Origin of the sequence: Nocardioides pinisoli (assembly GCF_024199985.1) — a bacterium.
Lineage (GTDB): Bacteria > Actinomycetota > Actinomycetes > Propionibacteriales > Nocardioidaceae > Nocardioides > Nocardioides pinisoli.
In genome coordinates, this window is record NZ_JANARS010000011.1 from 87,084 (window position 1) to 107,939 (window position 20,856).

The window sequence follows — 20,856 nt, forward strand, 5'->3', positions numbered from 1 at the left end:
ATGGTCAACATCGGCATCGTCGGCGCGACGGGCCAGGTCGGGGTGGCCATGCGCCAGATCCTGCTGGAGAGAGCCCACACCGGGATGATCGGGCCGGACGACCAGGTCCGCTTCTTCGCGTCCTCCCGCTCGGCCGGCACCGTGCTTCCGTTCGGCGACCGTGAGATCACCGTCGAGGACGCCGCGACCGCCGATCCGGCCGGGCTCGACATCGCGCTCTTCTCCGCCGGCGCCACCACCTCACGGGCCCTCGTGCCGCGGTTCGTCGACGCCGGCGTGATCGTGGTCGACAACTCGAGCGCCTTCCGCAAGGACCCCGACATCCCGCTCGTGGTCTCGGAGGTCAATCCCGACGCGATGGCGCCGGTGATCGAGGCCGGGCGCGGCATCATCGCCAACCCCAACTGCACGACGATGGCCGCGATGCCCGTCCTCAAGCCGCTGCACGACGAGGCCGGGCTGACCCGCCTCATCGTGTCGTCCTACCAGGCCGTCTCCGGCTCCGGCGTCGCCGGCGTCGAGGAGCTGGCGGGCGGCGTGGCCGCCGCGGGCGACAAGGCGCGCGAGCTCGCCTACGACGGTTCGGCGATCGCGTTCCCCGACCCGGCGACGTACGTCGAGCCGATCGCCTTCAACGTCCTGCCGATGGCCGGTTCGGTCGTCGACGACGGGCTCAACGAGACCGACGAGGAGCAGAAGCTCCGCAACGAGTCGCGCAAGATCCTCGGCCTGCCCGACCTCCTGGTCTCCGGCCTGTGCGTGCGCGTCCCGGTGTTCACCGGCCACTCGCTGGCGGTCAACGCCGAGTTCGAGCGGCCGATGACCCCCGCCCGCGCCCGCGATCTCCTCGGCTCGGCGCCGGGCGTCGAGCTCGACGAGGTGCCGACCCCGCTCAAGGCGGCCGGCAAGGACCCGTCCTACGTCGGCCGGCTCCGGCAGGACCCGGGCGTCCCCGACGACCGCGGACTCGCGCTGTTCATCAGCAACGACAACCTGCGCAAGGGCGCCGCCCTCAACACCGTGCAGATCGCCGAGCTGGTCGCGGCCGCTCGCTGAACCTGTCGGCCCGTGCACGGCCTGACAACTTCAGGAATCCCCGGGCGGCCGGGGATCCCTGGACATGTCGGCCCGTGCAACGCCTGACAAGTTGAGGGAGTGGCTCGCGGATCAGTCGTCGCCGGCGGCCGTGGTGACCCACCACGAGACGCCGTAAGCGATCGCCGACGCGACGGGGACGGCGACGAGCGCCCACCACTCGTCGAGCGAGCCCAGCAGGAAGACCAGCACCAGGACGGCCAGGATGCCGACGGCGAGCGCGCTGGTCGAGCCGGGGTGCGGCACGCCGAGCAGGCGCAGCAGCAGGCTTCCGGACCACGCCAGGGCCGCGAGGACGACCAGGAGGATCAGCAGCCCGGGTCCGCCGCCGCAGGACGACGTGCCGCGCACTGCCTCGCAGCCGACGCCGGCCAGCCAGGCCAGCAGGACGGCCTGCCCACCGACCGCGACACCCGTCAGCGCCGCCGCGGGGAGTCCGGTCAGCGGGACGTCCGGGAGCCGTCGCCGGGCACCGCCAGGGGACGGCTCGGACGGCTGGGGGACCTCTGGGGGCGGTGCCTCGGTCGGCCGGGAGCTCACCGGTCCGTCGGACGTCCTCGTCCGGCGCCGCAGCGACAGGGAGGGCATCTCGAGCGGGGGACCGTCGTCGGGGGCACCGTCTGCCATGGAGGCACAGTGCCACACGACCGGGGCTCCCGGCCGTCGGGACGACCGTGCCTGCCGCACCCGCCACGTCAGTTCGTACGACGTCACGACCGCTTCGCACCCTGGTGCCGGGCGACCCAGACCGCCGCCCCGACCAGGGTGGCGCCGGTCGCGAGCAGCGTGAGCGCGGCCGAGAGCCGTCCGGGGAACCAGGCGTCGGCGGCGCGCGGCATCGTCCAGAGCAGGGTGATCGCGGCGACGCCGAGCCAGGGCAGGCTCCGCTCCCACAGCGCCAGGCCCACTGCGGCGACCGCGGTCGCCAGCGCGAGCGCGATGCCCACGTCGGACGGCATCGCGAGGGCGCCCAGGACGGCACCGAGCGCGCCGAAGGCCACCCCCGGGACGCGCGGCTCGAGCCGGCCCGCCCACGACAGTGCGGCCCAGCAGGCCGCGGTGGCCCACACGAGGGCGCCGCCCCACGAGGAGTCGGTCGAGGTGAGCTCCATGCCGACGCCCATGGCGGAGACCAGCAACGGCGCGAGCAGGGCCAGCTGCTGGAGCCAGGTGCGACGCAGCCACCAGAGGGCGCCCGCGACGACCGCCGTCAGCGGGCCGATGACGACCAGGGCGTGCTCGTCGTACCGGTCCAGCACCTCGGTGCTGAAGACGCTGAAGAACCCGGCGGTGGCTCCCACGCCGAGGGCCCACAGCACCGAGCGCACGCGGCCGGCCACCTCGCCGAGGCGCTCGGGCACGGCGAAGCCGGCGCCGATGAGGGCCAGTGCCGCGGCACCGATCAGGGCGAGCCGGAGGGGCACCGAGAGGTCGGGCCAGAGCATCCCGGTCAGGATCCCGGCGCCGATCAGCATGACGACGCCACCGAGGTAGCCGAGGGCCTCGACGACCAGGGACGGACCGGCCTCCGGCGACGGCTGCAGCGCGACCGCGGCGTGCGGCCCACGTCGCGCCGCCTCGTGCTCCCGGATCGCGCGCGACTGCTCGGGCGTGAGGAGTCCCGACGCCACCCACTCGTCGAGTGCGTCGAGCGCCGACGGAGACGGCTGGTGCGCGCTCCCCATCGCTGCCTCCTCAGGACGTGCGGTACGACGGGTCGTCCCGCACCTCCATGCTCGTCGCGCCGGTCGCAGCACGACATGTCCGAAAGGTCCCTCCTCGGAGGACGTTGTCCCCTGTCCCCGCACCTGCGGCGGTCGTAGTGTCGATCGCCATGGAGCGGGTACGCCGCGGCGTTGCGTCGCTGGCCGCCCTGGCGGCCCTCACGACGACGTTCGCGGCCTGCTCCGGCGGCGGCGGACAGGAGTCGGAGGAGACCCCCCAGGACGTGCTCGCCGCGGCCAAGACGGCGCTCGACGAGACCAGCGGCGTGACCCTGTCCCTGACCACCCAAGAGCTCCCCGACGGCGTCGACGGCGTCCTGGAGGCGACCGGCGTCGCCACCCGCGCGCCGGCCTTCGACGGCGACCTGGTCGTCATGGTCAACGGGCTGGAGGTGGACGTGCCGGTGGTCTCCGTCGACTTCACCGTCTGGGCCAGGCTGCCGTTCACCCGCTCGTTCAGCAAGGTCAACCCCGCGGACTACGGCGCCCCTGACCCGGCGGGGCTGATGGAGCCGGACAGTGGCCTGTCGTCCTGGCTCACCGCCGCGACCGACGTCGAGGAGGGCGACCGGGTCCGCGACGGCGAGGTCGTGCTGAGCTCCTACACCGCGACGCTGCCCGGCCGCGTGGTCGACGCGGTGATCCCGAGCGCCGACGAGGACGCCACGTTCCCCGCGACGTTCCGGATCGACCAGGACGGCCGGCTCCGTGCCGTGGACGTCTCCGGCCCGTTCTACGGCCCGAAGGGCACGGTCGACTACACCGTCAGCCTGGACGACTACGGGACCGACCAGGACATCCGCGCCCCGTGACCGGGTCCGACGCACCGGACCGCGAGGTCGACCGGCGCGGCCGGGTCCTGCTCGGCCTGGCCGCCGTCGCGGTGGGCTTCGCGGCGGCCGACAACTACGTCGTGGTGCTCGCCCTGCCCGACATGATGGGGTCGGCGGGGTTGTCGGCGGAGGACCTCCAGCGGGCCGCCCCGATCATCTCCGGCTTCCTGCTCGGCTACGTCGCGATGCTGCCGCTCATCGGGCGCATCGCCGACGTCCGGGGCCGGTTGCCGGTGCTGGTCGGGTCGCTCGTGGTCTTCGCGCTCGGCTTGCTGGTGACGGCCACCGCCTACGACCTCACCAGCGTGGTGGCCGGACGCCTCCTCCAGGGAGTGGGCGCCGGCGGACTGCTGCCCCCGACCCTCGCGCTGGTGGCCGACCTCTACCCGCCCCGTCGCCGGGGCGTGCCGCTCGGGGTGGTCGGCGCCGTGCAGGAGCTCGGCAAGGTCGTGGGGCCGGTGTACGGCGCCGTGGTGCTCGCGTTCGGCAGCTGGCGCACCATCTTCTGGATCAACCTGGCGGTCGGCCTCGTCCTGGCCGCTGCCCTCCGGCGACGGGCCGCGGGCACCACGCTCGAGCCTGTCGAGCCGCGTCGGGTCGACGTGCCCGGCCTGGTCCTCGCCGCCGCGGCCCTCGGCTGCCTGGTGCTGGTGATGGTCCAGCCCCCACGGTTGCTGGCGGACGTGACGGCCGGGCTCGCCTTCCTCCCGGTGGTCGGGGACAGCCGGTGGCTCTCGCCCCTGGCACTGGCGTGCTTCGCGCTGACCCTGCTGCTCGTCCTCCGCTGCCTGACGGCGCGCGAGCCGCTGGTCGACGTCCGCTCCTGGCGGGCCACCCTGGCCGAGGTCGACCTGCCGGGCGCGTTCCTGCTCTCGGTGGTGCTGGCGACGATCATCCTGGCCTTCGCCACCGCCGACCCAGAGGTGCAGGTGCTGTCGCCGGCCGGCCCGTGGCTGCTCGTCGTGGGCGCTGTCGCCGCCGTGCTCTTCTGGCTCCGCAACCGGTCCGTGCCCCACCCGCTGGTGCCACCTCGCGCGGTGACCGCGACGCCGGCGTGGGGAGCGCTGGTGGTCAGCTTCTTCATCGGCGCGGCAGTGATCGCCGCGCTGGTGGACATCCCGATCTTCGCCCGCATCACGGTCCACAACGACTCGCAGCTGATGGCTGCGCTGGTGCTGCTGCGGTTCCTCGTCGGGCTCCCGGTCGGCGCGTTCGTGGGCGGGTGGCTGACCCACCGCATGGGCGCCGGCGTGGTGACCGCCCTCGGCATGGCGGTGTCCGCGGCGGGGTTCGGGTGGATGTCGCAGTGGCAGTTCGAGGCGCTGGAGAGCCCGGTGGCCACGGTGCCGCTGGTCGCCGCGGGCCTCGGCATCGGCCTGGCCATGGCGCCGGTCAACGCCGCGCTGCTCTCCGTCACCGCCGCCGGTGTCCACGGCCTGGCGAGCGCCCTGCTCATCGTGGCGCGCACGGTCGGCAAGCTGGTCGGCATCAGCGTGCTGACCACGATCGGGCTGCGACGCTACTTCGCCGCGCAGGCCGACCTGCCCGAGCCGATGGACGTCTGCGGGCCGGGGGACAGCCGGTGCGCCGAGTTCAGCCGGATCCTCCAGGACGCCGGGCTCGTCCAGCTGCAGACGATCTTCTTGGGCGCAGCGGCCTGCTGCGTCGCGGCCGGGCTGGTCGCGCTCGTGGTGTTCCGGCACGCCGACACCCGCGAGGTGCGCACGCCCCCCGTCGGGTCCGGGATCTAGCCCGGCCGACGGGCCGGAGAAGACGAACACCCGGACCCACGTCGTGGGTCCGGGTGTCCGCGATGTCCTGCGACATCACATGGTCGGGCTGACAGGATTTGAACCTGCGGCCTCCTCGTCCCGAACGAGGCGCGCTACCAAGCTGCGCCACAGCCCGCCGCCCTGATCGAGTGACCTCGTCAGGGCAACGTCGGCGAGCATACCGGAGCGGTCAGGGGCTCTGGAAATCGCCCCGAGCCCGCGGACACCGGCCGGCTCACGGGGCGTGCTTGCGGGTCATGGTGAGGTGGGTGACGCCGCTGGGCGAGGACACCGCCTCGATGTCGAAGCGCTCCTCCAGCGCGTCGAGGCCGTCCCAGAGCCGCACGCCGCGACCGAGCACGATCGGCACCTGCACCACGTGCATGTGGTCGACCAGCCCGGCGCGGACGAAGTCGCGGATCATGCTGGCGCCACCGCCGAGGCGTACGTCGAGCCCACCCGCGGCCTCCATGGCCGTGGCCAGCGCGTCGGCCGGTGACGCGTCGAGGAAGTGGAAGGTGGTGCCGCCCTCCATCTCGACCGACGGCCGCGGCCGGTGGGTCAGGACGTACGTCGGGGTGTGGAAGGGCGGGTCGTCCCCCCACCACCCTCGCCAGTCGGGGTCGTCCTGCCACCCCGGCGGGCCGAACTTGTTGGCGCCCATGATCTCGGCGCCGAAGCCGACGTCGTGGCGCGAGGCGTAGACGGCGTCCATCCCCGACTGCCCGTCGTCGTCCCAGTAGCGGGTCGCGAACATCCACTCGTGCAGCCGCTCGCCGGCGTGGCCGAACGGCGACTCCAGGGACTGGGGCTCGCCGGTGCCGAACCCGTCGAGGGAGATCGAGAAGTTGTGGACCCTGGCGAGTGCCATGGCGCCTCCTTCAGGCGAGCGGTGGACGGTCGAGCACGGTGGGCCGGTAGTCGAGCATCTGCAGGCGTCCGTCGAAGGTGCTGCTCTCGACGAGCTCGAGGCGGACGTCGGGGTAGCCGTCGAAGACCCGCTCGCGGCCGGTCGCCCCGTTGATCACCGGGAAGACGACGACGCGCAACCGGTCCACGAGGCGGGCGCTCAGGAGCGTCCGGGCCAGCGTCAGGCTGCCGAGGGTGCTCAGGAGCGGGCCGTCCTGCGCCTTCATGGCCCGCACCGCCTCCACCGGGTCGTCTGCCACCAGCCGGGTGTTCGCCCACGCCAGCGGCTCGGTGAGGGTCGAGGAGAACACCACCTTGTCCCTCGCCTCCAGCTGGGCGAACGCCTCCGGCTCCTCGTCGGCCATCCCGGACATCAGCCGGTAGGTGGTGGCGCCCATCAGCGTCGTGCGCGTCTCCTGCCGGTCGAGCCAGGCGAAGTAGTCGGGCCCGCCCATGCCCCAGAGGCCCGGCCAGCCGTCGGCCGCGGCACACCCGTCGAGGGACACGATGAGGTCGACCATCAGCTCGCGCACGCCACGACTCCCTTCTCCGTGCTCCCACACCACCACAGGCGGGCGCCGGTGAAAAGGGGTCAGGTACGACGCGAGCTCAGCCGGTGGGGACGAGCGTCAGCAGCGTCGCCTCGGGGTGGCAGGCGACCCGGAAGCGGACGTAGGGGTTGGTGCCGAGGCCCGCGGAGACGTGCAGCCAAGCCGAACCCTCGTCGCCGGGCGCCGAGTCCGCCGGGTGACGGTGCAGGCCGCGGGCGCGGGCCGGCTCGAGGTCGCAGTTGGTGGTGAGCGCCCGCCCGCGGCCGGAGAGGGTGGGCAGGCACACCTGGCCGCCGTGGGTGTGTCCGGCGATGATCGCGTCGTAGCCGTCGGCGGCGAACTGGTCGAGGACGCGCAGGTAGGGCGCGTGGGCGACGGCCAGCCTCAGGTCGGCCGACGGGTCGGCCGGCCCGGCGACCCGCTCGAGGTCGTCGTAGGACAGGTGGGGGTCGTCGACGCCGGCGAAGGCGATCGTGGTGTCCCGCACCGTCAGCGACCCGAAGCCGTTGGTGAGGTCGAGCCAGCCGGCTGCGTCGAAGCGCGCCTTGAGGTCGGGCCAGGGGAGCTGTGGGGTCGAGGTGTTGCGCTTGCCGGTGTCGGGGAGCAGGTAGAGCAGCGGGTTGCGCATGCCCGGCGCGTAGTAGTCGTTGGACCCGAGGACGTAGACCCCCGGGACGTCGAGCAGGCCGCCGAGGGCGTCGGCGACGACCGGCACGGCGCGCATGTGGGCGAGGTTGTCACCGGTGTCGATCACGAGGTCGGGCTCGAGGGCGGCCAGTCCGCGCACCCACTCCTGCTTGGCACGCTGGTCGGGCGCCATGTGGATGTCACTGAGGTGGAGCACCTTCAGCGGTGCATGGCCCGGAGGGAGCATCGGGACGGTGACGCGGCGGAGGGTGTACTGCCGAGCCTCCCAGGCGGCGTACGTCGCCAGGCTTGCGCCTGCGAGCGTCCCGACCCCGAGCGTGCGGCGTACGACGGGGAGGAGAGGCATTCGGCAAGGCTGCCACAATGGTGCGCATGAGTGCTCTGAAGGACCGCCTCCGCGCCGACCTGACCACCGCCATGAAGGCGCGTGACGAGCTGCGCTCCTCGACCATCCGGATGGTGCTGACCGCGATCACCAACGCCGAGGTCGCCGGCAAGGAGGCCCGCGAGCTCTCCGACGACGACATCATCGGCGTCCTCTCGACGGAGGCCAAGCGGCGCCGCGAGGCAGCGGTGGCCTTCGAGGAGGGCGGGCGCGCCGAGATGGCCGCCAAGGAGGCCGCCGAGGGCGAGGTGATCGCCGAGTACCTCCCGGCCCAGCTCAGCGAGGCCGAGATCGCCGAGCTCGTCAGCGCCGCGATCGCGCAGACCGGCGCCGCCGACGAGGGGATGCGCGCGATGGGCAAGGTGATGGGCGTCGTGACGCCCCAGGTCAAGGGCCGTGCCGACGGTGGCGCGGTCGCCGCGGAGGTCCGCAAGCAGCTGGGCTGAGCCCGGGAGGGGTCAGCCTCGCCCGTTGCCGTTGCCGCGGCCCCTGTTGCCGTTGTTGCCGTTGCCGTTGCCGTTGCCACCGCCGTTGCCGCCGTTGTCGGTGGACGGCGGGGGAGGCACGTAGCCCGTCGAGGTGTAGAGCGTGACGGTGTCGCCGCTGCTCAGCTGTGCTCCACCCTCGGGCGAGGTGTAGGCGACGAGACCGGCCCCGGTCTCGGAGTTGACCTCACCGCCGTCGGCGACGGTGAAGCCGGCGCCCTCGAGGGTCGCGGTCGCAGCCTCGACGCTCTGGCCCGCCACGTCGGGCACGGTGCTGAGCACGCCGGCGATCTGGTCGCCGGGCGGCGCCTGGAAGTCCTCGTAGGGGAGCTTGGGTGAGGCCGCTGCCATCGCCTCGCCCCAGATCGGTCCGGCGACCGTCGAGCCGAACGCCTCGTAGATCGGGACGCCGCCGACGGTCTGGCCGTTGAGGCTGACCCACTCGCCGAACTGGTTGGCGCCGGCCACCATGGCCGCCGTCGCGATGGTGGGCGTGTAGCCGGCGAACCACACCGACATGTTGTTCTGGTTGGTGCCGGTCTTGCCGGCCGACGGCTTGTCGATGGCCAGGGACGAGCCGAAGCCGCCGGGCTCCATCACGCCGCGCAGGATGTCGTTGACCGCGTCCGCGGTGGCGCCGGGCATGACCTGCTCGCACTCGGGGGCGAAGTCCTTGAGGACGCCTCCGGAGGAGTCGAGCACCTGGGTGACCGGACGCGGCTCGCAGTGCAGACCGCGGGCGGCGAAGGTGGCGTACGCCTGGGCGATCTCGAGCGGGCTGCTGTCGGAGACGCCGAGGATCCACGACGGCACCTTCTGCGCCAGCGGGACCTTGACGCCCATCTCCTTCGCCAGCTCGAGCGGCTTGCACATGCCCGTCTGGGTCTCCAGCTGAGCGAAGAAGGTATTCACCGACTGCTGCGTGCCGGAGTAGAGGTCGAACGTGCCCGACCCGGTGGAGTTGGAGACGTTCCAGCCCTCGCCGTCGCCGCGGTAGGGGCCGTCGCAGTTCTCGAACGCCTCGTCCGGGATCGTCATCTCCGGCGGGGAGTTGATCGTGGTGCTCAACGGGATGCCCTGGTTGATCGCCTCGGCGAGGACGAACACCTTGAAGGTCGAGCCGGCCTGGAAGCCGTTGGCGTCGCCGTACTTCTTGGGCACGACGTAGTTCAGGTAGGTCTCGCCGCCCGCCTTGTCCTTGCCCATCGGACGGGACTGCGCGATCGCGCGTACGTCGCCGGTGCCGGGCTCGACCATCGCGAGGCCGCCGATGGCCTGGTCGGTCTGGAACACGTGGTTCGAGACCGCGTCGTCGGCGCCCTTCTGCATGTCGAGGTCGATCGTGGTGTTGATCGTGAGACCGCCGTTGTTGAGCGTGCGGCGACGCTCCTTCGGCGTGTCACCGAGCACCGGGTCCTTGAGCAGCCAGTTGACGACGTAGTCGCAGAAGAACGGCGCGCGCGACTGCTGGCAGCCGTTGGGCGACGTCTCGATCTTCAGCGTCTCCCCGATCGGGGTGCCCTTGAGGCGCTCGGCCTTCTTCTCGGTCAGGATGCCGAGCTGCGCCATGCGGTCGAGGACGACGTTGCGCCGGCTCTCGGCCCGCTCGGGGTTGTCGACCGGGTCGTAGCCGACGGGGTTCTTCACCAGGCCGGCGAGGGTGGCTGACTCGAGGAGGTTGAGGTCCTTGGCGTTCTTGGAGAAGAAGTGCCGTGCAGCCGACTGCACGCCGAAGGCGCCGTCGCCGAAGTAGGCGATGTTGAGGTAGCGCTCGAGGATCCAGTCCTTGGTGTGGTTCTTCTCGAACGCGATCGCGTAGCGCAGCTCGCGGATCTTGCGAGCGTAGGTCTCCTCGGTCGCCGCCTTGCGCTCCTCGTCGGTCTCCGCCTGGTAGAGCAGCGTCTGCTTCACCATCTGCTGGGTGATCGACGAGCCGCCCTGCACCGACCCGCCGTTGGCCTGGTTGGTGATGAAGGCCCGGAGCGTGCCCTTGAGGTCGAGGGCGCCGTGGTCGTAGAAGCGGTAGTCCTCGATCGCGACGATCGCTTTCACCATGGGCCGGGAGATCGAGGCCAGCGGCACGTTGATGCGGTTCTGGTCGTAGAGCGAGGCGATCAGGTTGCCGTTGACGTCGTAGATCCGCGTCTTCTGCGACAGGTCCTTGGCCTCGAGCGACTCGGGGAGGTTGACCATGCCCTTGCTGACGTCCTTGGCCGCGACGCCGACCAGGCCCGCGAAGGGGATGGCCAGGCACGCGACGAGGACACCCATGACGACGGCGACGGCCGCCATCACGGCGAGGTGGGAGGCGACACGACCGGCGTCGGGACGCCTCTGGGGGCGACCGAGGGAAGAGGACGAGCGTGAGGACATGGGCACCAGAGTACGGGGCGGACGCCTACCACCCGGAATTCCAGCCGCGCAGTCGAATAGTCACATCGGACTATACGAATTGAGCCACACGGTCCCTGTCTGGACCGGGGTAGTTCGTTTACTTTTTCATCACGAGTCGAGGATGGCCGCTATGGGGGCGGCCGACCGGCTCGACAATCACCGTGGGGTTTGACTTATGTGGGTCGAGGACTGGGCAGCACGCGCCGCGTGCAAGGGCGACACTCCGGACGCGCTGTTCGTGCGTGGCGCGGAGCAGAACAAGGCGAAGCAGGTGTGCGCGGGGTGCCCCGTGCGGACCGAGTGCCTCGCCGAGGCGCTGGACAACCAGATCGAGTGGGGTGTCTGGGGAGGCATGACCGAGCGTGAGCGCCGTGCGCTGCTCCGCCGTCGTCCCGGTTCGTCGTGGCGCACCATCCTGGAGACCGCCCGCACCAAGGTCGAGACTCCCTCCGTCACGGTCTGAGACGTGCAGCGGCGAGTGAGGAACGAGCTCGCCGCGTGGGCACGGCCAGATCGAGCAAGACCCGCGGCTGAGGCACGAAGCCGCGATGGTCGCGTCGAGATCCCTTGTGGAGGCAACGCAATCTCAGGATTGCCTCGCCAGGCTCTCGCCGATCGCACGCAGTCCGTCGAGGTCGTGGACGTCGCTGTGGAGGCAACGCAATCTCAGGATTGCCTCGCCAGGCTCTCGCCGATCGCACGCAGTCCGTCGAGGTCGTGGACGTCGCTCGCCATCGCGGGCACGACCGCGGTCGGCACCTTCGGGTGGGCGGCGGCGAAGCGCTCGCGCAGGTGCTGCTCGCGCTCGATGATGCGGACCCGGTCGGCGTGCAGCCGCAGCAGGCCGGCGGTCACGGACGAGGAGTCGCCCTGCTGGAGCCGGTCGGCGGCCGTGATCGCCGCCTCGGCCGACAGTGCGGTGCGTGCTGACGGGCTGGCCCGGTTGACGACCAGGCCGGCCAGCGGCATGTCGTCATCGGTGAGCCGCTCGACGAAGTAGGCCGCCTCCCGCAGCGCGTCGGGCTCTGGAGCCGCGACCACGACGAACGACGTGGCGTCCGCCTGCAGGAGCGCGAAGGTCTTATCGGCCCGCTGCCGGAAGCTGCCGAACAGGGTGTCGAGGGCCGTGACGAAGGTCTGCACGTCCTTGAGCATCTGGCCGCCCAGGATCTTGGCGAGGGCGTTGGTCACCACCGAGAAGCCGGCGGTCATCAACCGCGCCGGTCCGCGGGCGGGGGCGACGAGCAGGCGGATCAGCCGACCGTCGAGGAAGCTGGACAGCCGCTCGGGAGCGTCGAGGAAGTCGAGCGCCGAGCGCGAGGGCGGGGTGTCGACCACGATCAGGTCGTACCTGCCGTCGGCGAGCGCCTGACGGTGCAGCTGGCCCAGCTTCTCCATCGCCATGTATTCCTGCGTGCCGGCGAAGGAGCTCGACAGCGCGACGTAGAACGGGTTCTCGAGGATCTGCCTCGCCTTCTCCGGGCTGGCCTGCGACTCGACCACCTCGTCGAAGGTGCGCTTCATGTCGAGCATCATCGCGTCGAGCGACCCGCCCGCGTCCGCGCCGACCGACGGCACCGGTCGCGGGGTGTTGTCGAGCTGCTCGATGCCCATCGCCTGCGCGAGGCGCCGAGCCGGGTCGATCGTCAGCACGACGACCTTGCGGCCCCGCTCGGCGGCCCGCAGCGCGAGCGCCGCCGACGTCGTCGTCTTGCCGACCCCGCCCGCGCCGCAGCACACGATGATCTCGGTGCTCCGGTCGTCGAGCAGCGCGTCGATGTCGAGGACCGGGGCAGCGGCAGGTCGCGAGGAGGCGGTCGTCGCCGGAGTGGTGCTCATCGGGGTGATCTTCATGCCATCCCCTGGAGGCGCAGCAGCTGGGCGAGCTCGACGAGGGCTCCCTGGTCGATGCCGCCGGCCAGGCGCGGGAGCTCGTAGGTCGGCACTCCCTCGGCCGCGACGAGCGCGCGCTGCTCGTCCTCGAGCTGTCGTCGTACGGCGTGGTCGCGCGCCTCTGCGACGAGGGACTCCACCAGCCCCGCGTCGACGTCCACCCGCGCGCGCGTGAGGTCGGAGGTGACCGCGGTGGGGTCGACGGCGTCGTCGCGGACCAGCGCCAGAGCGCTCGGGCTGAGCTCCTGGGGGCGCACCAGGTTGACCACGACCCCGCCGACGGGGAGGCCTGCGGCCCGCAGCTCGGCGATACCGTCGGACGTCTCCTGCACGGGCATCTCCTCGAGGATCGTGACCACGTGCACGGCCGTGCGCGGCGAGCGCAGCAGCTCCATCACCTTGTCGGCCTGGGACTTGATGGGGCCGACCTTGGCGAGCCCGGCCAGCTCGGAGTTGACGCCGAGGAACTGGCTGATGCGGCCCGTGGGTGGTGCGTCGAGCACCACGGCGTCGTAGGTGACCTGGTCCTTGTGCCGGCCGCCGCGGGGCCGCTGCACCGCCTCGTAGATCTTGCCGGTGAGGAGCACGTCGCGCACGCCGGGGGCGACGGTGGTGGCGAAGTCGATGGCACCGATGCGGTCGAGTGCCTTCCCGGCGCGCCCCAGCTTGTAGTACATCGAGAGGTACTCGAGCAGCGCCGACTCCGGGTCGATGTGCAGCGCGTGGACCTGGCCGGCGCGGCCGTCCGCGTCGGGGGCCCCCTTGGCGATGCGGCGCTCCTCGTAGGGGAGCGGGTCGATGTCGAACATGCGCGCGATGCCCTGGCGACCCTCGACCTCGCAGAGGAGCACGTTGCGCCCCGACGTCGCGAGCGCGAGGGCGAGCGCCGCGGCCACGGTGGTCTTCCCGGTCCCGCCTTTGCCGGTGACGACGTGGAGGCGCACCTTCGGCCAGTCGACGGGACGGTCGGTGCTGGCGGTCACGAGCCGAGGATAGCCAGCGGTCCGCGACGCCCCACCGGCGCTTCTAAGCGGGAACGCGCGTCTTTGTGTCCACGCCTTCCGTCTTTTGCTTGACCACCAGACAAAAGTCTGTGAGCGTCCCTCGGAGACGGTCCGTGACCCACGTCACAAGCGCAGTCATCCGCTGCCCGCGCGCCGCTCGAACACCTGCTCACCTGCTCGCCTTCTGGAGGCTCCGGGATGTCCCTCACCACCTCGCCACGACCGATCGTCCGTCGGTCGTCCGTCGGCACCGCGCTGACCGCCGCGCTCGCGCTCGTCGGCAGCGTCCTGCTCGGCGTCGTCGCCGCCGTGCCCGCACAGGCCCACGAGGGCCACGGGCACGTGCTGATCTTCACCGAGGACGCCGCCGGCGACTGGCACGACGCTGCCATCGCGCAGGCGACGCCGAAGGTCGAGGCGGCTCTCGAGGCCGAGGGCATGGAGGTGACCGTCGTCCACAAGGAGACCGCCGGCGGCTCCGAGGCCGTGTTCACCGACGAGGGGCTGGCGCCCTTCGACGCGATCCTCGTCTTCCAGGCCAACGGCGACCCATGGAACGCCTCCGAGAAGGCGGCGCTCGAGCGCTGGCAGGCGGCGGGCAACGGGATCGCAGCGGTGCACAACGCGCTCGACATGCGCGGCAACTACCCCTGGTGGGACAACATGGTCGGCTCCCTGATGCCCGGCCACGCCCCCACCGGCACGGACCCCGGCCCGTCGGGCGTGGTGCGCAACGAGGACACGACCCACCCCTCCACCAAGCACTTCGAGGGCACCGAGGACGTGACGCGCTGGACGCGCAACGACGAGTGGTACAACTTCAGCAACAACGTGCGCGGCACCGCCCACGTGCTCCAGTCCATGGACGAGACCACCTACTCCGGCGGCAACATGGGCTACGACCACCCCATCACCTGGTGCAAGCCCTACGAGGGCGGCCGCTTCTGGGGCACCGCGCTGGGCCACTTCCCCTCGCACTACGACGAGCCCGACTTCATGGCCGAGCTCGTGGGCGGCATCAAGTACGTCGCCGGGCTCGAGGAGGGCGACTGCGGCGGCACCGTGTGGAGCAACTACGAGCGCATCCCGCTCGACCAGAACACCTCGGCCCCCTTCGCGATCGACGTCGCCGACGACGGCAAGGTCTTCTACACCGAGCTCGTCCGCGGCCAGCTGCGGATGTACGACCCGGAGTCGCAGGCGGTGACCACCGTCCTGTCGCTCCCGGTCTACTCCGGCGGTGAGGACGGCCTGCTCGGCGTCGCGCTCGACCCCGACTTCACGACCAACGGCCACATCTTCCTCTACCGCTCGGCGGAGTCCCCCAACAACGCAGATCCCGGCAACTTCTGGTCCACCGTCTCCCGCTTCACCTTCGAGAACGGGTCCGTCGACCCCGCCTCGGAGAAGGTGATCATCAAGATCCCCGCCCGGCGCTTGCCCGACGAGCCCGGCCACACCGGCGGCGGCCTCGACATCGACGACGACGGCAACCTCTTCATCGGTGTCGGCGACGACGTCAACCCCCACTCCGAGCCGTCCGGCGGCTACGCCCCGCTCTCCGAGCGCGCCGGCACCTTCCACGACGCCCGCGAGACCTCGGCCAACACCAACGACCTGCGCGGCAAGATCCTGCGCATCACGCCGGTCGACGAGCCGGGCGAGCCCGGCGCCGGCTCGAGCTACACCATCCCCGACGGCAACCTGTTCCCCGAGTCCGAGGACGCCGGGCGCGACAAGACGCTGCCCGAGATCTACGCGATGGGCTTCCGCAACCCGTTCCGCTTCTCCATCGACAGCGAGACCGGCTGGCTGAGCATGGCCGACTACTCGCCCGACAACGGCACCGACGCCCCGGCCACCCGCGGCCCCGCCGGCATCGCCGAGTGGAACCTGATCAAGAGCCCGGGCAACTACGGCTGGCCGCTGTGCATGGGCGGCAACCACCAGGGCCAGAACCCCAACGGCGAGCCGTTCCGCGACGTCGACTACGGCACCACCACGCCGCTCAACCCGCCGGTCGTCGGTGACTACTTCGACTGCGCCAACCCGGTCAACGACTCGTCGCGCAACACCGGCCTGACCAACCTGCCCCCGGCCCGCGCCGCGGACATGTACTACGGCTACCGCCGCTCGTCGGTCGGCGCGATCCCGCAGGGCGGTGGCCTGGCCCCGATGGGTGGCCCGATCTACCGCTACGACGAGGAGCTCGAGTCCGACACGAAGTTCCCCGCGTCCTACGACGGCAAGCCCTTCTTCTACGACTGGGCGCGCAACAAGATGTACAACATCCAGCTCAAGGACCCGGCCGCCGCGCAGGGCACCCAGGTGGAGAAGGTCAACCCGTTCCTGCCCAACGTGCCGTTCCTCGCGCCGATCGACTCCAAGTTCGGTCCCGACGGCTCGATGTACGTCCTCGACTGGGGCGGCGGCTACGGCCGTGACAACCCGACCTCGGGCCTCTACCGCATCGACTACATCAGCGGCTCGCGCTCGCCGGTCGCCCGCATCGACGCCACGCCCGACTCCGGTCAGGCGCCCCTCGAGGTGACCTTCGACGGCAGCCGTTCCAGCGACCCCGAGGACGAGGAGCTCACCTACGCCTGGGACTTCGACGGCGACGGCACGACCGACGCCACCGGCGTCACCGCCACGCACACCTACGAGACGAACGGTGTCTTCGACGCCCGACTGACCGTCACCGACCCGGCCGACAAGAGCGGTACGACGACGGTGCCGATCACGGTCGGCAACACCCGGCCCGTGGTCGAGCTCGAGGCCCCGCCCAACGGCGCGTTCTTCGACTTCGGCGACGAGATCAGCTGGAACGTCGAGGTCACCGACCCCGAGGAGGGTGACGACGTCGACCCGCAGGCGGTCGAGGTCCAGCCCGCCCTGGGCCACGACGACCACGCCCACCCGCTCAACGCCTCGCGCGGCCTCACCGGCTCGCACGTGACGAGCATCGGTGGCCACGCGGCCGACGAGAACATCTTCTACGCCGTCGACGCCCGCTACACCGACACCGGTGGCGTCGACGGGGCCGACAAGCTCCTGGGCTCCGACACCGCCGTGATCTTCCCGAAGCTGCGGCAGGCCGAGTGGTTCGACGCCAAGTCGGACACCGCGACCGTGGCGCCGGGCCGTGACGCGGCCGGCGGCGGTCAGGTCGTGGTCGGCAAGGACGGCGCCTGGCTGCAGTTCGAGCCGGTCAGCTTCCACCAGATCGACACCTTCAACCTGCGGGTCCAGGCCAACGCCGCCGGCGGCACCATCGAGCTGCGCAAGGGCAGCCCGATCGGTGACGTGGTCGGCACGGCCGAGGTGCCCGCGACCGGCCTGCAGTACCGCGACGTCGCGGTCGACGTGAGCGAGGTGGGCAGCGAGACGATGGAGCTCTACCTGGTGTTCACCGGGACCGGCGACATCAAGCTCAACTTCACCGAGGCCATCGGCCAGGGCATCTCGCCGACCGCCAAGCCGGTCGTCGCCCTCACCGAGCCGGTCGACGGCGACAAGCTCGACCCCGGTGCCGAGGTGGCCGTCGCCGCCGACGCGACCGACGCCGACGGATCGATCGACAAGGTCGAGTTCTTCGCCGGCGACACGAAGATCGGCGAGGACGCCACCGCGCCCTACACCGCCACCTGGACCGCTCCGGACGAGGAGGGGCTCTACGAGCTGACGGCGAAGGCGACCGACAACGAGGGCAACACCACCACCTCGCGCCTGGTGCAGGTGCAGGTCGGCGAGCTCTTCGGCGACCTCGTCCCCTTCAGCAACGTCAACGGTGAGTTCGAGCGCCTCGGCGCCGGTGCGTTCCGGATCTCCGGCGCGGGCGCCAACGCGTGGCAGGGCACCGACCAGTACACGACGCTCTACAAGCCCGCCGGGGGCGACGACGAGTACGACGCGATCGTGCGGGTCGACGCCAGCACCCTGGTCAACAACTCCGGCAAGGCGGGCCTCATCATCCGCAACGACATGACGCAGCCCGGCACCTCGCCCGGCTACGCCATGCTCGCCTGGCGCCGTGCGTCCGGGATGGAGTTCCTGTCCGACCCCGACGGCAACGGTCAGCTCAACGCCTCGACCGCGGGCGGTGCGAGCACCGTGCCGAAGTGGCTCAAGCTGAGCCGCCGCGGCGCCCAGGTGTCGGCGTACTGGTCCAACAACGGCACCACCTGGACCCAGGTCGGGACCACGGTGACCCTCGCGGGCATCGCCGCCACTCAGGACGTCGGCATGTTCATCATGGCCCACGAGAACGTGGTCCGCACCGCCGACTTCTCGCAGTTCCGCATCGACATCGACCCGCAGGAGCCGCAGCCGGAGCCGACGACGCCGAGCGACCCGCTCACCTGTGTCACCGGGCCCGTCTCCGACGAGTTCGACTCGCCGGCGCTGCTGCCCAAGTGGGCGGTGCGCAACGCTCCGGGTGCCCCCATCACCCAGTCCGGCGGCTCGCTGCGCCTGCCCGTGACGAACGGAGACATCAACGAGACGAGCCCCGGCCCGGTGAGCTTCGCCGGCCAGCCGGTGCCGTCCGGCGACTGGACCGCGACCACGAAGATCACGCTCGACCACAGCTCGCACTGGCAGTGGGCCGGCCTGGTCGTGCACCAGTCGGACGACGAGTACAACAAGATCGGCTTCGTGCGGCACCAGGACGGCACGCGGTTCGTGGAGTTCCAGTCCGAGACCAACGGCCGGCGCACCACGCCTGCCGCCCCGGTCGTGGCGGCGGACTTCCCGAGCACGATCCAGCTGCGGCTCACCAACGTCGCGGGCAAGCTCAGCGGGGCCTACTCGGCCGACGGTGAGGCCTGGACCGAGCTCACCGGCACGCTCGACCTCAAGACCGGGTCGGGTGCCAGGATCGGTCTGATGGCCGCCGGCGACCTCGGAACCACGCCGCGCGTTGCGCAGGTCGACTGGTTCCGGGTGACCCCGGACCGGACGGCGCCGGCCGTGACGCCCGACGACGAGTTCGACGGCACCGCGCTGGACGCCTGCCGCTGGGCGGAGTCGGTGCGCTACAACTCCGTCACCGAGTCGGTGGCGGACGGACACCTGAAGATCGCGACGGAGCCGGGCGACATCAACGGCAACAACCCGATCAAGCCGCGCAACTTCATCCTGCAGGACGCGCCCGCTGGTGACTGGGTGGCCGAGACGAAGTTCAAGGCCCCGCTCAAGCACCGCTACCAGCTGGCCGGGCTGCTGATGTACGGCGACGACGACAACTACGCCAAGGCCGACATCGTCGCCTACAACCTGCCGGGTGCCGCGCTCGACCTGCGGGCCGAGCTCGCGGCGGAGAAGGGCGGCAACGGGGTCGGTGGCGGTGACGCGCTCAACATCGCCGACACCACCGAGAGCGGCTACTGGTGGGTGCAGGTGACCAAGGTCGGCACGACCTACACCGCCGCGGTGAAGTCCACCGCCGGTGCCTCGTGGACGCCCATCGGTGACGGCATGACCTACGACGGACCGCTCAGCTCGCTGGGTCTCATGGCGATCGGTCCCGACCAGGACGAGCCGGTCACGGTCGAGTTCGACTACTTCCACCTCGACTCCGAGGGGGAGGAGCCGCCGGCCGACACGACCGCACCGGTCACCACCGCTGCCCAGACCGTCGTCGAGGACGGCGTGCAGGTCACGCTGACCGCGACCGACGAGACGGACGGCTCCGGCGTCGCGTCGACCGAGTACCGCATCGACGAGGGCGAGTGGACCGACTACACCGCTCCCTTCACCGTCAGCGAGCCCGGCACCCACACGGTCGAGTTCCGCTCGACCGACGTGGCGGGCAACGTGGAGACGGTCAAGACCCTCGAGGTGGTCGTGGAGGCCGCCGACGAGACCGCTCCGAGCACGAGCATCACCTGGTCGCCGGCCGAGGCCGACGGCGAGGAGGGCTGGTACGTCACCGCTCCGAGCTTCACGCTCGAGGCGGAGGACGACGACTCGGCTGTCGCCACGACCGAGTACCGCATCAACGGCGGTGCGTGGACGACGTACGAGGCGGCGGTGGAGGTGCCCGACGGTGAGCACACCGTCGAGTTCCGCTCGACCGACGCGGCCGGCAACGAGGAGGACGTGCAGTCCTCCGAGGTGAAGGTCGACACGGTCACCCCGGCGACGGGCGCGACCCAGGAGCGGTCCGGCGACGGCGTGCGCGTGGCCCTCGAGGCCACCGACGCCACCTCCGGCGTCGCCCTGACCGAGGTCAAGGTCGACCAGGGTGCCTGGAAGACCTACACCGCCCCGGTCATGGTCAACGGTGCCGGTGAGCACACGGTGCGGTTCCGCTCGACCGACAAGGCGGGCAACGTGGAGGACGAGCAGTCCGTCACGATCACCGTCGACGGCCCGCCCGCCGACACCACGGCCCCGGTCACCACCGTGCGGACCGCCCCGGCATCGCCCAACAGCGCCGGCTGGTTCGCCACGGCCGTGACGGTGACGCTCACCGCCGCGGACGCAGGCTCCGGGTTGGCGCGCACCGAGTACCGCATCGGCAACGGCGCGTGGACGGCGTACACCGCTCCGTTCACGATCACCCAGCAGGGCCGCCAGGTCCTGCAGGTGCGGTCGGTCGACAAGGCCGGCAACGTCGAGACCGCGCAGTCGAAGGAGGTCGCGATCGACACCGGCGCGCCGGAGGTCACCATCTCCGGGCTCCGGGAGCGCACCTACCCGAGCCACAAGACGGCAGAGGTGGCGTGGACCGCGACGGACGCGACGTCCGGTGTGGGCACCGTGCGGGCGACGCTCGACGACCAGCCCGTGGCCGCCGGCGAATGGCAGATGTGGACGCTGTCCACGGGCCGCCACGTCCTGACGGTCACCGCGACGGACAACGCCGGCAACACCAGCTCGCGCACGGTGAGCTTCACCGTCCGGGCGACCGGCAAGTCGCTGAAGAACGTCGTGAAGGCCGTGGCCGCGGACGGCGAGGTGGGCCCCAAGCTGGCCACCAAGTTGCTCCAGGCCGACAAGGACGCTCGCAAGGCCGAGCGCTCCGGCGACCGGCGGGCCGCGAAGAAGGAGCTCAAGCAGCTGCGCAAGCTGGTCCGTCGCAAGCTCGACGGTGAGCTCCGCGCCGCCCTGCTCGCCCAGGTGAAGGAGCGCATGGCCAAGCGCTGAGCGAGCAGGTC

The 20,856-nt window shown here is 71.4% G+C and carries 14 protein-coding genes and 1 tRNA gene; 6 read left to right on the top strand and 9 right to left on the bottom strand.

Translation table 11 applies throughout. The features are described 5' to 3' along the window. Positions 1-1,056 carry an aspartate-semialdehyde dehydrogenase gene (locus tag NCI01_RS19945; RefSeq protein WP_254183241.1) on the top strand — a complete coding sequence of 352 codons (1,056 nt, stop codon included), beginning with the start codon at positions 1-3 and terminating at the stop codon, positions 1,054-1,056. 111 nt (positions 1,057-1,167) lie between these two features. On the opposite strand, the gene NCI01_RS19950 is transcribed toward NCI01_RS19945, so the two are convergent. Then, complete coding sequence (locus tag NCI01_RS19950; RefSeq protein ID WP_254183242.1) at positions 1,168-1,722, bottom strand: hypothetical protein; 555 nt, start codon at positions 1,720-1,722, stop codon at positions 1,168-1,170. A gap of 83 nt (positions 1,723-1,805) precedes the next feature. Next, the gene (locus NCI01_RS19955) at positions 1,806-2,780 is read right to left on the bottom strand and encodes a DUF2157 domain-containing protein (RefSeq protein ID WP_254183243.1); all 975 of its coding nucleotides are present in this window, start codon (positions 2,778-2,780) and stop codon (positions 1,806-1,808) included. Between the two features lie 149 nt (positions 2,781-2,929). Between NCI01_RS19955 and NCI01_RS19960 the strand changes: the two genes are divergently transcribed. Both NCI01_RS19960 and NCI01_RS19965 read left to right on the top strand, forming a co-directional pair. Continuing rightward, positions 2,930-3,631, top strand: a complete 702-nt coding sequence (locus NCI01_RS19960) for an LppX_LprAFG lipoprotein (RefSeq protein WP_254183244.1) — start codon at positions 2,930-2,932, stop codon at positions 3,629-3,631. Continuing rightward, positions 3,628-5,403: an MFS transporter gene (locus tag NCI01_RS19965; RefSeq protein ID WP_254183245.1), complete on the top strand. Its 1,776-nt coding sequence runs from the start codon at positions 3,628-3,630 to the stop codon at positions 5,401-5,403. The genes NCI01_RS19960 and NCI01_RS19965 overlap by 4 nt, the downstream gene beginning before the upstream one ends. A gap of 80 nt (positions 5,404-5,483) precedes the next feature. On the opposite strand, the gene NCI01_RS19970 is transcribed toward NCI01_RS19965, so the two are convergent. The 4 genes from NCI01_RS19970 to NCI01_RS19985 form a co-directional block, all read right to left on the bottom strand. Then, positions 5,484-5,560: transfer RNA gene (locus NCI01_RS19970), tRNA-Pro, on the bottom strand. 99 nt (positions 5,561-5,659) lie between these two features. After that, positions 5,660-6,295 carry a dihydrofolate reductase family protein gene (locus NCI01_RS19975; protein ID WP_254183246.1) on the bottom strand — a complete coding sequence of 212 codons (636 nt, stop codon included), beginning with the start codon at positions 6,293-6,295 and terminating at the stop codon, positions 5,660-5,662. 10 nt (positions 6,296-6,305) lie between these two features. Next, positions 6,306-6,866 (bottom strand): dihydrofolate reductase family protein, encoded by a 561-nt coding sequence (locus NCI01_RS19980; protein ID WP_254183247.1) that lies wholly within the window; start codon positions 6,864-6,866, stop codon positions 6,306-6,308. A gap of 76 nt (positions 6,867-6,942) precedes the next feature. Next, positions 6,943-7,878 (bottom strand): metallophosphoesterase, encoded by a 936-nt coding sequence (locus tag NCI01_RS19985; protein ID WP_254183248.1) that lies wholly within the window; start codon positions 7,876-7,878, stop codon positions 6,943-6,945. A gap of 26 nt (positions 7,879-7,904) precedes the next feature. Between NCI01_RS19985 and NCI01_RS19990 the strand changes: the two genes are divergently transcribed. Beyond that, positions 7,905-8,363 (top strand): GatB/YqeY domain-containing protein, encoded by a 459-nt coding sequence (locus NCI01_RS19990; RefSeq protein WP_254183249.1) that lies wholly within the window; start codon positions 7,905-7,907, stop codon positions 8,361-8,363. 12 nt (positions 8,364-8,375) lie between these two features. On the opposite strand, the gene NCI01_RS19995 is transcribed toward NCI01_RS19990, so the two are convergent. After that, positions 8,376-10,775 (bottom strand): transglycosylase domain-containing protein, encoded by a 2,400-nt coding sequence (locus NCI01_RS19995; protein WP_254183250.1) that lies wholly within the window; start codon positions 10,773-10,775, stop codon positions 8,376-8,378. Between the two features lie 196 nt (positions 10,776-10,971). Between NCI01_RS19995 and NCI01_RS20000 the strand changes: the two genes are divergently transcribed. Next, entirely contained in the window at positions 10,972-11,259 is a 288-nt protein-coding gene (locus NCI01_RS20000; RefSeq protein ID WP_254183251.1) for a WhiB family transcriptional regulator, read from the top strand. Between the two features lie 203 nt (positions 11,260-11,462). Here NCI01_RS20000 and bagB read toward each other — a convergent pair whose 3' ends face one another. Next, positions 11,463-12,635 carry an ArsA family ATPase gene (bagB, locus tag NCI01_RS20005; protein ID WP_254183252.1) on the bottom strand — a complete coding sequence of 391 codons (1,173 nt, stop codon included), beginning with the start codon at positions 12,633-12,635 and terminating at the stop codon, positions 11,463-11,465. 11 nt (positions 12,636-12,646) lie between these two features. Further along, positions 12,647-13,672 (bottom strand): ATPase BagA, encoded by a 1,026-nt coding sequence (gene bagA, locus NCI01_RS20010; protein WP_254183253.1) that lies wholly within the window; start codon positions 13,670-13,672, stop codon positions 12,647-12,649. 219 nt (positions 13,673-13,891) lie between these two features. Between bagA and NCI01_RS20015 the strand changes: the two genes are divergently transcribed. Continuing rightward, the gene (locus NCI01_RS20015) at positions 13,892-20,845 is read left to right on the top strand and encodes an OmpL47-type beta-barrel domain-containing protein (RefSeq protein WP_254183254.1); all 6,954 of its coding nucleotides are present in this window, start codon (positions 13,892-13,894) and stop codon (positions 20,843-20,845) included. Positions 20,846-20,856: the final 11 nt, after the last annotated feature.

What these genes read in the sequence shown, in the direction of transcription:
- NCI01_RS19945 (WP_254183241.1), top strand. Translation starts at nt 1, where the DNA reads ATGGTCAACATCGGCATCGTCGGCGCGACGGGCCAGGTCGGGGTGGCC.
- NCI01_RS19950 (WP_254183242.1), bottom strand. Translation starts at nt 1,722, where the DNA reads ATGGCAGACGGTGCCCCCGACGACGGTCCCCCGCTCGAGATGCCCTCC.
- NCI01_RS19955 (WP_254183243.1), bottom strand. Translation starts at nt 2,780, where the DNA reads ATGGGGAGCGCGCACCAGCCGTCTCCGTCGGCGCTCGACGCACTCGAC.
- NCI01_RS19960 (WP_254183244.1), top strand. Translation starts at nt 2,930, where the DNA reads ATGGAGCGGGTACGCCGCGGCGTTGCGTCGCTGGCCGCCCTGGCGGCC.
- NCI01_RS19975 (WP_254183246.1), bottom strand. Translation starts at nt 6,295, where the DNA reads ATGGCACTCGCCAGGGTCCACAACTTCTCGATCTCCCTCGACGGGTTC.
- NCI01_RS19985 (WP_254183248.1), bottom strand. Translation starts at nt 7,878, where the DNA reads ATGCCTCTCCTCCCCGTCGTACGCCGCACGCTCGGGGTCGGGACGCTC.
- NCI01_RS19990 (WP_254183249.1), top strand. Translation starts at nt 7,905, where the DNA reads ATGAGTGCTCTGAAGGACCGCCTCCGCGCCGACCTGACCACCGCCATG.
- NCI01_RS19995 (WP_254183250.1), bottom strand. Translation starts at nt 10,775, where the DNA reads ATGTCCTCACGCTCGTCCTCTTCCCTCGGTCGCCCCCAGAGGCGTCCC.
- NCI01_RS20000 (WP_254183251.1), top strand. Translation starts at nt 10,972, where the DNA reads ATGTGGGTCGAGGACTGGGCAGCACGCGCCGCGTGCAAGGGCGACACT.
- bagB (WP_254183252.1), bottom strand. Translation starts at nt 12,635, where the DNA reads ATGAGCACCACTCCGGCGACGACCGCCTCCTCGCGACCTGCCGCTGCC.
- NCI01_RS20015 (WP_254183254.1), top strand. Translation starts at nt 13,892, where the DNA reads ATGTCCCTCACCACCTCGCCACGACCGATCGTCCGTCGGTCGTCCGTC.